General features: G+C 57.1%; 13 protein-coding genes and 1 pseudogene. 3 read left to right on the top strand and 11 right to left on the bottom strand.

The window, feature by feature from the left end; genetic code table 11:
* The first annotated feature begins 311 nt into the window (after nucleotides 1–311).
* The 3 genes from ASD32_RS24610 to ASD32_RS24600 all read left to right on the top strand — a co-directional run bounded on the left by ASD32_RS24610 (nucleotide 312) and on the right by ASD32_RS24600 (nucleotide 3,457).
* Nucleotides 312–791 carry a hypothetical protein gene (locus tag ASD32_RS24610; RefSeq protein ID WP_060640664.1) on the top strand — a complete coding sequence of 160 codons (480 nt, stop codon included), beginning with the start codon at nucleotides 312–314 and terminating at the stop codon, nucleotides 789–791.
* Nucleotides 792–1,743: 952 nt separating this feature from the next.
* Nucleotides 1,744–2,805: a L,D-transpeptidase gene (locus ASD32_RS24605; RefSeq protein ID WP_060640663.1), complete on the top strand. Its 1,062-nt coding sequence runs from the start codon at nucleotides 1,744–1,746 to the stop codon at nucleotides 2,803–2,805.
* Between the two features lie 229 nt (nucleotides 2,806–3,034).
* Complete coding sequence (locus ASD32_RS24600; RefSeq protein ID WP_060640662.1) at nucleotides 3,035–3,457, top strand: HD domain-containing protein; 423 nt, start codon at nucleotides 3,035–3,037, stop codon at nucleotides 3,455–3,457.
* Between the two features lie 193 nt (nucleotides 3,458–3,650).
* Here ASD32_RS24600 and ASD32_RS30390 read toward each other — a convergent pair whose 3' ends face one another.
* The 11 genes and pseudogenes from ASD32_RS30390 to ASD32_RS24560 all read right to left on the bottom strand — a co-directional run bounded on the left by ASD32_RS30390 (nucleotide 3,651) and on the right by ASD32_RS24560 (nucleotide 13,636).
* The gene (locus tag ASD32_RS30390; RefSeq protein WP_200953646.1) at nucleotides 3,651–3,794 is read right to left on the bottom strand and encodes a hypothetical protein; all 144 of its coding nucleotides are present in this window, start codon (nucleotides 3,792–3,794) and stop codon (nucleotides 3,651–3,653) included.
* Nucleotides 3,795–4,559: 765 nt separating this feature from the next.
* Nucleotides 4,560–4,934 carry a VOC family protein gene (locus ASD32_RS29205; RefSeq protein WP_082546917.1) on the bottom strand — a complete coding sequence of 125 codons (375 nt, stop codon included), beginning with the start codon at nucleotides 4,932–4,934 and terminating at the stop codon, nucleotides 4,560–4,562.
* Nucleotides 4,935–5,201: 267 nt separating this feature from the next.
* Nucleotides 5,202–5,366, bottom strand: a pseudogene (locus tag ASD32_RS30840) (type II toxin-antitoxin system RelE/ParE family toxin); the annotation flags it as partial.
* Between the two features lie 68 nt (nucleotides 5,367–5,434).
* The gene (ugpC, locus tag ASD32_RS24595; RefSeq protein WP_060640661.1) at nucleotides 5,435–6,505 is read right to left on the bottom strand and encodes a sn-glycerol-3-phosphate ABC transporter ATP-binding protein UgpC; all 1,071 of its coding nucleotides are present in this window, start codon (nucleotides 6,503–6,505) and stop codon (nucleotides 5,435–5,437) included.
* Between the two features lie 61 nt (nucleotides 6,506–6,566).
* On the bottom strand, nucleotides 6,567–7,865 hold the full coding sequence (locus ASD32_RS24590) for a D-tagatose-bisphosphate aldolase, class II, non-catalytic subunit (RefSeq protein WP_060640660.1): 1,299 nt from the start codon (nucleotides 7,863–7,865) through the stop codon (nucleotides 6,567–6,569).
* The gene (locus ASD32_RS24585; protein ID WP_060640659.1) at nucleotides 7,862–8,815 is read right to left on the bottom strand and encodes an SIS domain-containing protein; all 954 of its coding nucleotides are present in this window, start codon (nucleotides 8,813–8,815) and stop codon (nucleotides 7,862–7,864) included. Before ASD32_RS24585 ends, ASD32_RS24590 begins: the two co-directional genes overlap by 4 nt.
* A gap of 11 nt (nucleotides 8,816–8,826) precedes the next feature.
* Nucleotides 8,827–9,684: a carbohydrate ABC transporter permease gene (locus ASD32_RS24580; protein ID WP_060640658.1), complete on the bottom strand. Its 858-nt coding sequence runs from the start codon at nucleotides 9,682–9,684 to the stop codon at nucleotides 8,827–8,829.
* The gene (locus ASD32_RS24575; protein ID WP_060640657.1) at nucleotides 9,684–10,601 is read right to left on the bottom strand and encodes a sugar ABC transporter permease; all 918 of its coding nucleotides are present in this window, start codon (nucleotides 10,599–10,601) and stop codon (nucleotides 9,684–9,686) included. The genes ASD32_RS24580 and ASD32_RS24575 overlap by 1 nt, the downstream gene beginning before the upstream one ends.
* Nucleotides 10,598–11,854, bottom strand: a complete 1,257-nt coding sequence (locus ASD32_RS24570) for a sugar ABC transporter substrate-binding protein (RefSeq protein WP_060640656.1) — start codon at nucleotides 11,852–11,854, stop codon at nucleotides 10,598–10,600. Before ASD32_RS24570 ends, ASD32_RS24575 begins: the two co-directional genes overlap by 4 nt.
* A gap of 31 nt (nucleotides 11,855–11,885) precedes the next feature.
* Entirely contained in the window at nucleotides 11,886–12,845 is a 960-nt protein-coding gene (locus ASD32_RS24565) for a BadF/BadG/BcrA/BcrD ATPase family protein (protein ID WP_060640655.1), read from the bottom strand.
* Complete coding sequence (locus tag ASD32_RS24560; RefSeq protein WP_060640654.1) at nucleotides 12,842–13,636, bottom strand: DeoR/GlpR family DNA-binding transcription regulator; 795 nt, start codon at nucleotides 13,634–13,636, stop codon at nucleotides 12,842–12,844. The genes ASD32_RS24565 and ASD32_RS24560 overlap by 4 nt, the downstream gene beginning before the upstream one ends.
* Between the last annotated feature and the right edge of the window lie 89 nt (nucleotides 13,637–13,725).

Below are 13,725 nucleotides of genomic sequence, written 5' to 3'. Positions count from 1 at the left end.
TAGAAGTTCCAGTTGGTCGAACTCTCTTCGGAGATAAGATCTGAGGTACTGTCTTTTTCAGCAAGGCGAGGGACAACAAATCGGTGCTGACCCGTCCGGAAGATCACAAAAACCAGTCCGCGGAATGGCATCAATCCCAACATCGCAACACCGGTGAGTGAATCATCATGGACAATCCCCTCCTCCGGCCCGACTGGTCTCCGTTCCCTCGCGCCAAAAGGCGACAAATTTGTGCGATGTGAAAAACCGGCTTCTTGTCAAAGCGTGTTATTGGCTCATTTACAGCAACGTAGACATGTATGGAGCAATTGATGTTCGAACGCCCGGTGGACTGGACGAAAGTGGTCGGCATGATCGGTGACATCGCGAAGGGCACCTCGGCGGTGTCGCTCCGTCAGTACGCCAAATCTTCGGTCGAAAACGAGAATTTGCCAATTCCTGTGTTTGGCTGGGACTATCATCGCGTTCAAGCTCATGGCGCCGATACATCGACCTTGCCAGCCCTGGTCAGCGATGAGCGATTAGCAGATATCCTGATGGGCATGACGGCAGGTGCCATAGAGTCGTTCGTATACGAGGTGGATGGCGCGGAAAAGGTCGATGTCGGCGCTCAGGCGCTCCTTCGGGAATTTACAGCAATCAGGATAACAACTGTCAGTCTATCGGTCGGGGCTGTTTATCTTGGCTGGTTCCTCGTCTCGCTCAACAGCAGTCGCGATATTGTCCACTGGAAGATGCGCTACCACGAGCGCGCACTTAGACCGGGATCACAATCCTCGGCTGAAGCGTGACTCTTGCCGTTATGGCGCCGTTGTGCAGACAAGAATTTCAGCGAGCGAGACGAATTTGCCCTGGGGGTAAGGCTGGATGTAAGCACGAATCATCGCCTCACTTTCGCTGTCGCGGGCAGTTTCCCAAAAAAGAAACTCGATGGCAGGCTCCTCCAACTCAGCTGGGTCACGATCCAATCGGCGTCCGGGCGAAATCGGCGAACGCGCCGCCTGGTTAGTGTTTAAGGGCTAAGCGCAACTCCGTGCCGTCGTCATCATCGCGGATCGACTTACAGAAAGCGACCTCTGTCAAATTGTCATCGCTGGCCAGATTCACTTTCGTTGCCGATTGCGGCACTGGGCGGAGCTGTGACCGAGGCACGCCAACGCTGCGGGTGACGCATCCCACCCATTTCGGCGAGAGCCTCAAGTCGAGCCGCAATACTAACGCAGTTCCCGAAAAGGTCGCCGTTCTTGACCAAGACATCAACGACATTGATGCCAATGCGGAAGTTCATCTAGATTCAACTGGAATGTCCGCGTTGACGCGGGCGATGGCGAGCTGGATGGCAATTGTGCAGTTGAAGGTTTGCACGACGCTCGGGAACTCGGCGAGCACACTGTCCCGGCAGTTCCGAATATCTCGCCATTAGCGCTTTCGATCAAGGCATCGACGATGGTCCATGATTTGTCAGCTGTGCCAGAGGTTATCTCTTCATCGACATGCATAAGGCGAGAGTAGCCTTCGACGCCAGCGGAACGTATGGCGGCAAGCTTTCGTTGCAGTGGGGGCGCTTCCACGATCTCCCAACCTCACATTCTAGAGGTTTGGATCGAACGATAAGCGGGATTAAAGCTTCGTTGTTCCGTCCTCCCTCCACCCGCGTAACTGTGGATGGCATTTCCGAAGCATTAACCATTTTCAATGATCGTCAGCTTTGGCAAATTGCGCCATGTCTCAAGGATTACTCTGATGTCCGGCACGTTTGGCCTCATCGCGCTTGCAAGCTCTATCGCCTATGCATCCATCGCGGCAGCATCCGCAACAAATCTGACAGCAGAGGCAATCAACAGTGCGCCTCTTGACGTCATCCCCGCTGCCTACACACCAACGCCAACGAACGTCGATCCGACGATAACGGCGAGCACCACATCGACGGCGGTCGATCCGGCGACGGTCGCGTTGCCATTCGATACCAACATTCCGTCAGCATCAGTCGCACGACTGCAGGTGCTGCTTGACAGAGCTGGCGCCTCTCCCGGTGTAATCGACGGCCTCGACGGCGGCAATCTCCGCAGCGTGCTCGCTGCTTACGAAACAATGCGCGGCCTTCCCGCCGATGGAAAGATCAGTCCACAGGTTATCGGTGCCATCGAGGACGCCAATCAGGTCATCGGCAGCTATGTCATAACAGCAGCGGATCTGTCTGCGATCGCAGGTGCTATCCCGAAAGATTATGCGCAGATGGCGCAAATGAAATATCTGGGCTATGCCACGGCGACGGAGGCATTGGCAGAGCGTTTCCATATGGGCGAAGACTTACTGAAGGCGCTCAATCCACAGGCCAAGTTCGTAGATGGCGAGACAATTTTTGTTGCCGATCTCGGTGCCAACAAAAAAGGCGCTGCCGTTAGCGTCGAAGTCGATAAGAAACTGGGCCAACTTCGAGCCTATGCCGCCGATGGGTCTCTTTTAGCTGCCTATCCCGCAACGATCGGCAGTGAAACGAACCCGTCGCCGTCGGGCACACATACGGTCAAAACGGTGGTGCTTAACCCGGAGTATACCTACAATCCGAAGGTCAATTTCCAGCAGGGCAGCAACGACAAGGTCCTAACTTTGCCTCCTGGCCCGAACGGTCCGGTTGGAACCGTCTGGATTGATCTTTCCGAACCAACCTTCGGGATACACGGCACACCCGAACCGAGCCGTATCGACAAGACCGGCTCTCACGGTTGCGTGCGCCTTACCAACTGGGATGCTGAAGAGTTGGCGAAGTTGCTGGCGAGAGACGTGCCCGTGAAGTTCATGTGAGCGTGCCGTTTTGGCAAAACCTCAAAGCCTGCTTCAACTCGTTTTTGCAAGCTGATTTCAGCCGGTCAAGGCAAAGCATTTTCGATCCGGCAACTCATTGAAGCTATAGTGGCGCCTTATGATGTTTGACAGGAAGCGTGTTTTTGTCGCCGGTGGCGCCATGGGCAACGTCATGTTCGCTTTGCATCGGGACGTTTTCGCTGGCGATACCGGGTAACGGAAAAGGTCTATGAATCTCGAAACAGCAATCAAGCTCGCCACCGACGCGCACGCCAGCCAGGTCGATGAGGCCGGCGAACCTTATATCCTCCATCCACTCCGCGTCATGCTAGCCATGAAGACTAACGACCAGAGAATTGTCGCCGTCCTGCACGATATGGTCGGTGATAGCCACTGGACTTGCAATGACCTTTCTTCGCAGCACGGCTTCAGGGCAGAGATCGTGGAGGCGGTGGCCGCTCTTACCCGTTTCCGAGGCGAATATTATTTCGACTTCATCCGGCGGCTAGCACCGAACCCAATCGCGCGCGCGGTGAAAATTGCTGACCTCCGAGATAAGCTCAATCACAGCCGGGAAATTTTAGGCGATGCACAGTTGCGTTTTCGCCGGGAAAAGTATCGCTGCGCTCTGGATATGCTCCTGGATATCTGAGCACGGTTATCCCCACGGTCCGGACATAAAAGAATGGGTCTCAACTCCTCAACCAGAAAAAACATTTAATGAGGATGTCGAACGCTGATTTGAGAAATACCACGCATTCGACCATCGCTCATGCGTGGTGGAAAAGAAAACCAGTGAATTCGATTAGTGCCACCTACCCCAAGTTGCCGTCGCCGCAGAGTGGTCACACCGTCCTTTTCTTCGGACGTTGGGCGGTAGCTTCGCGCGCCTCTTCCTGTGCCATCTCGATGAGGTACGCCAGCATCAAATTGTTTTCAGACCTAGCCAGTAACTTTGCACCTTCAAGTAAATCAATGATTGTGCTCATATCGATAACCCGTCTATCAAACGTTGAAATCGTCACCCGTCTTGGTAAACAAACGTCTAACAGACATCCCGTCACATCTTACGGGACGCGCGCCATTTTTGGGGCGATTGCTGTGTTGAGGCGCCCGTTTTGCTAAGTCACAGATTATCGATTGGCCGTGGCTAATGGTCTACATCTGTACGCGTTAGGCTGGGCCGGATATAGCGCAACTGGCTGAACGGCCGATCGGAACAAAAATTTAAAGAGAGCAGAGGATCGAGCTCTTACTGATCATTTGCGCAGGCCTTGGTTGATATGTTAAAAAATAAACACGACATGCGCGCTCAATCTGCCATTGGGGGTTCAAATGATGTCAGAGACAATTCGTTTGTTGGTCTACAAGAATGGACGCCTAAGTCGTAGGCCCGTCACGTTGACAAAAGTCACACTTCGGAAAGTTTTGTTGCTCGCCTCCCATGACTCAGCCCGCGTAGACTTAATTTGTAGGAAGATCGAAGAGGGCGGACGATGCGAGATGCGGGGAACGCCATCAAATGTCCGGTATGTATTGGAAAAAGTACTGCACGCCTGAGAGGCAGGGACCCGCAGCACCGCATCGTCAATCCGGCGCTACAACGTTTTTCTTGGCCTATGTCGATCTGTTCGTCCTTTGTGACCGGAACGCTGGCAACATGGACGAGAATAACCACGATCGCGGACAGGGCCAGTACCGCCAGCACTGCATGATTATAGTTGCGCACAAAAAGCACGCCGTGCAATGCCAATTTAGGCCAACGTTAGCGTGCGCGCGGTCAGCTTGTTTCCATCTGGATCACGGAGATAGGCCACAAAAGATCCATTTGGTCGTTGGCAAGGAGGTGTCTCTGTGGATCGACCTCCATTTCTCACGCCAGCGTCGTGCCATGCTTTCACATGCTCCTGGCTTGAAGCGACAAGACCAATCGTTCCACCATTTGCGACGGTCGCGGGTTTCCCATCAATCGGCACAGTTATCATTAGGCGGCTTCCGCCATGTCCGTAGACAAGCCTCCCTCTGGCATCAACCTCCCCGGGTGCGCCCCCAAGGGCCATGAAGGTGGCGTCGTAGAAGGCTTTGGATCTCGTAAGGTCATTGCTGCCGATCATCACGTGGGTGAACATCGTCTGTATCCAGTGCTGGTTGGGGTGTGCGATGGCACGATTTTAGGTGAAAAAGCATGGAAATGTTAGTTTTCGTGTAAATTTGATCCATTAGGTGGGAAGACTTATCCTGAGGGCGCTTCATGGGCGTAAAGTTTACTCCGTGTGGTCCGCAATCTGTCGATCTGGCCGGTCAATTGGAAAACCGCTTTCAAGACTTGCCGATGATTCCAGATGCCTTGAACCAGTTAGAACCACCGCCCAGTTGTTCTCGACACCGGATAAAGTCTAGCTCGTGGGCAAGGTGTCTGGCCATTCCTGCGCACCATGGAGGACGCGAAGAATACGGACCGCAGTTTCCGTGACTGCATACGGCGCGCCTTACGGCATGCCGTTAATGTCCAGTTCGCGGGTGCCGACAATTCTGCCAACACGACCGCTTGCGGGGAAATCCATCTTACCGGCGGACGGCAGCAACGATCCGCTTAGCACGAGCCACAATACGGAAACCTTTGAAGATTTTACGCTAGCAACAATCGCTTTTCCGTCTTCGCGTCAAACAGATGCAGTTTGCCAACGTCCGGCGCGATGGCCAGTGTGTCGCCAGCGGCAAGGTTTAGCCGTTCCCGGACGGTCGCGATCAGGTGGTTCGATCCAAACTTGGCGGTCACCTGGGTTTCAGCTCCGGTCGGCTCGATCAAAAGGACGTCTGCTGTGACCGGGCCTTGCCCAATCGTCAGGTGTTCCGGTCGGATGCCATAGACGACTTCGGCTCCACGCTCCAAGTCTGCCCCGGCAGGTAATGGCAATTTGCCGCCGCTGTCGGCGATAAAGGCCAGCGGACCGGTGGCGCTGATCCTTCCACGAATGAGGTTCATCCCCGGCGACCCGATAAATCCCGCGACAAAAAGATTTGCGGGGCGGTCGTAGAGGTCGAGCGGTGTGCCGATCTGCTCAACGAAGCCATCCCGCATCACCACAATCCTGTCGGCCATCGTCATCGCCTCGATCTGATCGTGGGTAACGTAGATGGTCGTCGTCTTCAATCGCTGGTGCAACTGCTTGATCTCGGAGCGCATCTGAACGCGCAGCTTTGCATCAAGGTTCGACAAGGGTTCGTCAAACAGGAAAACCTGGGGATTTCTGACGATAGCGCGGCCCATTGCAACACGCTGGCGCTGGCCGCCTGAGAGATTTCGCGGATATCTGTCGAGCAGATGCTCAAGTCCCAGAATTTGCGCGGCGTCCAGGACTCGTTTCCTGGTCTCTTCCTTCGCCGCTTTTGCCAGTTTCAGCGAAAATCCCATATTCGCTTCGACCGTCAGATGTGGGTAAAGCGCGTAGGACTGGAAGACCATTGCAATATCGCGTTCCTTGGGGGCGACATTGTTGACCACCTTGCTACCGATCGAGACCGTTCCGCCGGAAATCTCCTCAAGCCCTGCAATCATGCGCAGCAATGTCGATTTTCCGCAGCCGGACGGGCCGACGAGAATAACGAATTCGCCATCCTCGATATCGACGTCCACCCCATGCAGAACTTCGAAATGACCGTAGCTCTTGCGGACATTCGTAACGCTTACTGACGCCATAACTTTCTCCGGCTGTGTCATCGTATGTTCGTGTATCCGGCAGCAAGCAGCCACCGTTCGTTTATCGGGCTGTTGTGGCATCAAAATAGGGAGCCAATGCCGCATCGATTGCGGCCAGGCAGAGGTCGCGCGGCCGGGGTGCGACACGCTTTTCCACGGCGTCGGCATGAAGCCTTCCCAGATACTGACTGATCAGCGTTTCGGGAATGTCGCCGGTGAACCGGCCGAACAGGTCATCGACTGCAGCAGAGGCCTTGGCGTCCGGCCAATAGTAGCGGATCCGGTCGCTATAGCTGAAATGCCGCTGCAGCAGCTCTTCGTCCGCTCCGCCGCTGTAATGGCCGGCCCAACTTGCAGGCTGCTCGACCATAAGCGCTTCCATGGTTGTCACAAGGTTGGCTTCACCGGCTCTCCGGTCGATCACATCGGCGATCGCGTCGACACCGTATAGAGCTTCACGCAGCGCAAACGTCAGTCCCGGTCCGACCTTTAGGATTGCAAAGCCTCCATCGACAAGGGCAGATAGGGCGGCGGCGGGCTGGTAATCGGTGGAATGCGCTTCGAACAGCAGTCCGGGCATCTCTTCCAGCGCCGCAATCAGTTCGTGCGCCCGGTCCGGCTTGTAAAGCGCCACATTTGCGTTGCCGAATTCGACACCCGGTTGAACGACGATCCCGATGACGCGCTCCATTGCCGAAGCCACCCCGGCTCGAGTAAACGCAGCTCGGTGAACAGCCAGCGTCTTCATGGCGGCATCCGCGCGCGTGACCTCAATTTCGTCGAGCTGGTGCGTCGCTCCGCCGGGTGGCGGAACTTCGGTTCCGATGATATAGACGGGCGGACGCCGTCCCGAGCGAAGCGCTGCATCTTCTGCAGTTTTCGCCAGGCGGGCGGCTCGAGCCGAAGTCAATTCGTCTTCGAGCGCCAGAGGTTCGCCCGCGCAGCCCATCGAGGTATCGAGATGTATCTTCTCGAACCCGGCCTCGACATAGGCTGCAACCATCGCCTCCGCCCGCACCATCGCGTCTTCTGCCGGAAGTTTCCTCCATGGATTGGGACCGAGATGGTCGCCGCCAAGAATGATGCGCTCAACAGGAAAACCTATATCGGCGGCTATGCCTTCGATAAACCTTCGAAAATCCGAGGGCTTCATCCCGGTGTAGCCACCTTCCTGATTGACCTGATTGCAGGTGGCCTCGATAAGCGCGACCTGATCCTCTGCAGCGGCGCGACGGAGCGCTGCCTCTATGACAAGCGGATGCGCCGAGCAGACGGATGTGATGCCACGCGGGAGAGGCAGATGTCTGACGCCGAACAGCTTTTGAAGCGCTACTTCGCGATTGTCGTCGATCGCACTCATGCCAGCGTCACAACCTTGGTCAGGTGCCGGGGGGAGACCGTCTCGATGCCTCTGGCTTGGGCTGCGCGCTCCCCAAGGATCTGCAGCGCCGGAAGCACGGCAAGACCGGCGAGCGAAAGACCGGCGTCAACGGCAAACTCGATATCCCCCGGTCCGCCGAACCCGATGACCACCGCGCCCTTATCCCGCAACTCTTCGACCAGCTTTATTTCGGCCTCCTTCTGATCTGAGCTGTAGAGCATGATGGCGGCCGTCTGTTCGTCAACCAGACTGATCGGGCCATGGCGGTATTCCAGCGGATGGAAGGCCTGAGTCATGATCTGGCTCATTTCCATCAGTTTAAGCGCCCCTTCCAAGGCGACTCCGAACAGCGGGCCACTGCCGAGGAACACGAAATGCGAGCGATCCTCAATGATTTTGGGCAGCGCAGCATCGAGCTCGTCAGCGAGCCGGCGGGCAGAGCCGACCAAAGATGCGGGAATTTCCTGCCCGATCATCTGCAAGCCTAGAAGGACCATGAGGCTGGCGGACACGGTCATGACGATGCCTTCGTCCGGATGGGTCGCGGCCGCGATCAACCGGTCGCAGTTCTTGGCCAGCGCGCTCTCTGCTTCGACGGTAATCGCTGTGACGAACGCGCCGGCGGCCCGGCTTGCCTTGGCGGCGGCCACCGTTTCCGTCGTCTCGCCGCTGCGGGAAAGGGCGACAATGTGGGTCTTGCGCCATTCGGGCCAGAAAGCCGATGGGCGGTTTAGCCATTCGGCACCGGGTGCCGCTATGGCTCTGCGTCCAGCCATATTTGCATAGGCGGCAAGAGAAAGTGCGAGATTGTACGAGGTGCCGCAGCCAACGAAGACGAGCAGTTCCTCACCGCTGGTCTTGACGTTCGCGCCGATGGCTTTTTCCCAATACGGGAATTGTTCGAAAATAACCTTTTCGGTCGTGTTCATGGGGTCTCCGATTATTTAACCGAACCAGCCAGCAGGCCGCTGACGAGGTAACGGTTGAGAAAGATGACGACGAGGGCTGGAATGATGATCGCGATCGAGCCGCTCGCCGTGATCAGGCCGTAGTCGATGAAATTCTTGGTCACGAATTCCGGGATCAGAACCGTCAGGGGCTTTGTTGCCTGCGGCGAGAAGATGAGCGGAACGAGATATTGGCCCCAGGCGCCAAGGAAGGTCAGGATCGCCGCGGCGGTCAGGCCAGGGCCGGCCAGCGGCAGCACGATGTTGAAGAAGATATAGAGCCGGCCCGCGCCATCAAGCTGGGCTGCCTCCTCCAATGCAATGGGAAGCGCCTCAAAGACACTTTTGAGCAGCCACAACGATAGCGGCAGGAATGCCGAGACATAGATGAGTGCGACACCGACATAGGTATCAACGAGATGCAGCTTGATCATGATCTGATAGAGCGGGATCAGCACGGCATATGCGGGGACTGCCAGCGTTGCCACGACGACGATGAACAGCGCCTTGCGGCCGGGAAACTGAAGCCGCGTGAACGCGTAGGCACCAAAGGCTGAAATCGCTACGCAAAGACACGTCGCCGCAACCGACGTCACTACGCTGTTGATCAGTGCCGCGCGGAACTGCTTGAAGACTTCGACGCCGCCGATCCGGGCGATGTTGATACCGAGCAGCCGCGAATAGTGATCGAGCGTGAAGTGCTGCGGAAAGAAGTTGAGCGGCCGGGTCGAAAAATCGGCGCTCGGCGTCACGGAGCTTGCAATCGTCCAATAGATCGGCCCGAGGGACCAGATCAACAGGACGGCAATGCCGGTCCAAATCAAGATTTTATAGGACAAAGTGGTTTTCATCAGTCGAACCGTGTGTTGCGGTAAACGCGAAGGACATAGACAAGCGAGATCAGCAGAGACACGAGCGTGACCACAACCGAGAGCGCCATCCCATAGGAAAACCGGAGGTTCTGGAACGTTTCGAGATAGATCTGAACGAGCACCGGCCGCGTCTCGATGCTCGCTCCGGCAAGCACCCAGGCTTCGTCGAAAAGGTTGAAAGCGTTGACGGTCGCATTCGTCATCGCAACAGCGATCGCGCTGCGAACAAGAGGTAAAGTGACCAGTCCGAACATCTGAACACGGGTCGCGCCATCGATGCGGGCGGCCTCATAGAGGTGCGCCGGAATGCCCTGCATGGCCGCAAGCACGATGACGATCGTCAGCGGCATCATGCGCCAGACGTGCACCACGGTGACTGCGATGATCGCGCTGGTGCGGTCGTTGAACCAGACATGGTTCTCGAACGGCAGTCCCAGAGCCACGAGAATGCCGTTCAGCAACCCTGCGCCCGGCTGATAGATCCAGAGCCAGATGACCGAATTGACGACGCCGGGGAGAGCCCAGGGCAGGATGACTGCCGCCAGCACCCACTGACGCCCGGTCTTGATCTGGTTGATCAGGGCTGCCGCCAGAACACCGAGAATAATTTCCGCAAGAACGGCAAGGACGACATAGGTGAGCGTATTGACCCAAGTCGTTGCAAGCTGTGCGTCGGACAGCATCCGGCTGTAATTTTCCAGACCGACAAACGGCGTGCCGACCTGCATGGGATTAACCCGGTGGAGACTGTCCCAGACGGTTCGCCCCATCGGATAGAAGACCAGGGCCACCATCGTGATCACGATCGGTGACACCAGCAGCAAGCCCAAGGTGGTGTCGGCGTTGAAGCCGACCCCACGCTTTTTTGCAACATAGCCGGAAGCAACCACTCTCACTGCGCCATCGCCTGCTTGGCGGCAGTGGCAATAGCCTCCATTGCCTGGTCTACGTTCATCTGGCCCTTGGCTGCGCTGTTGATCGCGGTGTTGACGCCGCTTGAGAACTGCGGATACCAGGGTGGCGTGCCTTGAGGGAACAGCGCTTCGACAGTCTTCGACTGCGCAACAAGCGCATCGCCGCTGTTTAGCTTTCCGGCTTCATTAAGTTCTGACAAGGCAGATGTCCGTGTCGGCAAGAACCCGTTGACCGCGTTCTTCTTCTGAAACTCCCTGCTTGTAAACCATTTGACGAAAGCGACCGCCGCCTCCTTGTTTTCCGACACGTTCGGAATAGCCAAAGCTTCCGGAAGGCCGAAGCTGCGGGTTTCGCCGCTTTCCGTCGGCACGAGGATCGCTTCAACCTGGCCAGCCACCTTCGACTGCTTGGGGTCGTTCATCTGGCCAAGACGGCCAGGTTCACCTGAAATCATGATGCTGGTGAGGCCTTGGGAGAACATGCTCTCGTTGATTTGGCTATCCTTCAGCCCGGTCGAAGCGGGATCGACGAGCCCGTCCTTCAGAAGCATCAGTTCGAAGGCCAGCGCCTTGTAGCCAGCCGAGTCTGGCTGCAGGAACAGAGGATTGAAATCCTTGTCGAAGAGCTCGCCGCCAAACGCCTTGGTCAGCAGGTACCAGCTTGTGGAAGCGCCTTCCGTCGCCGAAACCGGCAGGCCGATCGGATATTCGGTGATGCCTTTTTCCTTGATCGCCATGGCTGCGGCCACCAGATCGTTCAACGTCTTTGGCATGTTTGCAACACCAGCATCGGCAAAATGCTTCTTGTTGACGAGCATGACGCGGAAGTCGTTGGTGTAGGGGATACCAAGCAGCTTGCCATCGACGGTGAAGATCTTGGCAACACCGATATCTTCAAGTGTGTCGGCATCGATGACGTCGTTCAGCGGCATATACCAGCCGGCGGCACTGAACTGCCCGGTCCATGACCAGTCGAACTCGGTCACATCTGCCGGGGCGGTTCCAGCAACCAGAGCCGTGACCAGTTTGGGCCGGATATCGTCCCAGGACAGCGTCTGCAGATCGACATGAATGCCGGTCTCGGCCTCGAAATCCTCGGCGATATTCGGCCCTTGCGGCGAGGGCATGAGGACCGTGATCGATTGGCCCGCGAGCGGTTTTGCGTCTTGACCAAACGCCGGCATGGCGATGACCAGGGCCGCTGAAGCAAGTAGAGGCAAGATGAATTTATGCATGTTCCCATCCTTATTTGTTCTTGAGCTCAATTCACTTGGATGCGCGGTCACAACCTTTTGCCGTGGCCGTGATTTGCCCGAACCAGCCTTCTTCCAAGGGCCAGTCGAGACGTTGGGCGGCCACAAGGAGCGCGCCGCCGATGGGGGGAAGTTTCGGCTGCACTGGGGGGCTGCCGATGTGACGTTCGAGCGCATCGAGGAGGAAATGGCTTGAAAACGTGCCGCCAGCATACGTCCAGCGCGCATCCGGACCGCAATGCCCGGCAACGGCGCGACAATGTTTGGCGAGTTCGTCCGCAGCCCTTTCGACAAGCCCGGCGGCGCCCTCGTCGCCCTTCATCGCAACCTGATCGACAAGTCTCGAAAGCGCTGCGATTTCGGCGCGCGGATTGGTGAGCGTGCTCACCCATGCACCCAGTCCGTTCATCGGAGCGGCATGGTCGATACACAAATAATCGAGCAGGGCTGCTGCAAGCGCGGTCGGTGGCGCGCGCCCGTCCAGGCTTTGACTGACGAGGCTAAGCGCCTGCCGTCCAATCCAGTGACTGCTTCCCTCGTCGCCGATCACATCGCCCCAGCCACCGCTTCTTGTAGACGCACCTTGGTCGTTGCGCGCCCAGGACATGGAGCCTGTGCCGGAAAGGACGAGGATGCCCGGCCGGCCGGCAAAGGCTCCCTGATGCGCTGCATCGACATCGTTAAGAACCTGCCGGGGAATGCCCGGAAAAGCCTGATCGATCGCGTCGCGCTGCAGAGCGGAGAGATGCGAAACCTCACCATAGGCGGGCAGCGCGGCAGCAACGGCCGACAGCCGCGCTTCATGGCGGAAGGGTTCTAGGTGCCGCTCCAGTTCCTGCCTCCAATTCGGGTTATCCATGGGATTGACCCCACCCCCGATCGATGTCCTCAGGATGCGGCCACTGTGGTCGGCAAGCGCAACCAGTACCTTGCTTCCACCACCGTCGATACCGAGGATCAGCTCGCCGCTCACTCCTTGCCCCCCAGATCCGCAATCGTCATATCGACGCCGAATTTGCCTAGTTCGTCGTGCCAATGCGGCGTCAACCCAGAATCGGTAATGACCTTCGCGGCATTGAGCGGCGCGACTTTGTAGGTTGCCATCGTCCCGAATTTCGAGGAATCGGCGAGCACGAAACGGTTGGCCGATCGCGCAAGCATGCAGCGATTGAGACTGGCCTCAGCGCTGTCTACGCTGTAGATCGCGCCATCTGGGCTGATTGCGCTTGCGCCGAGGAAGAGCTGGTCGAACCATATTGTTTCCAGCATCGCCTCAGCCTGCGGCCCGACAAGCGAGGCGTTTTCGCTGCGCAGCTGACCGCCAAGGACCACCACTTCCAGATTGGGGATATTAAGAAACTCCTGTGCAACCGTCAGGCCGTTGGTGAAGATGCGAAGCGGCACGGGATTGATGCGAATGAGGCGCGCGAGCTGCAGAACCGTCGTTCCCGCGTCGAGAAAGATGGCCGTTCGTGGATGAAGCAGGTCGTATGCAGCAGTCGCGATAGCACGCTTGGCCGACAGATGCCGCTTTTCGCGCTCCTGAAATGCGACTTCGACCGAGGATCCCTCGGCTATCCGCGCTCCGCCATGCACCCGGTCGATTGCGCCTTCCTGCTCAAGGATCTGCAAGTCTCTGCGGACGGTTGCAAGCGACGCGCCAATCGCGTCCGCCAGCGCTTGGATGGTTGAAAAACCGTTCGCGTAGAGATGGCTTCGGATGGCATCGCGGCGATCGACTTTCACTTCCACCACCTGACTCATCCAAAGATTCTCCCGCAAAGCGCATCACAATTTCCATCATATTTTCATTCAAGATAATCAATGTCAATCATGATCATGACGTTTTATGA

Source organism: Rhizobium sp. Root483D2, from assembly GCF_001426685.1.
In the GTDB taxonomy this organism is placed as follows: domain Bacteria; phylum Pseudomonadota; class Alphaproteobacteria; order Rhizobiales; family Rhizobiaceae; genus Pararhizobium; species Pararhizobium qamdonense.
Note: the sequence above shows the minus strand (reverse complement) of the source record. Positions and strands in the feature narration are given on the sequence as shown.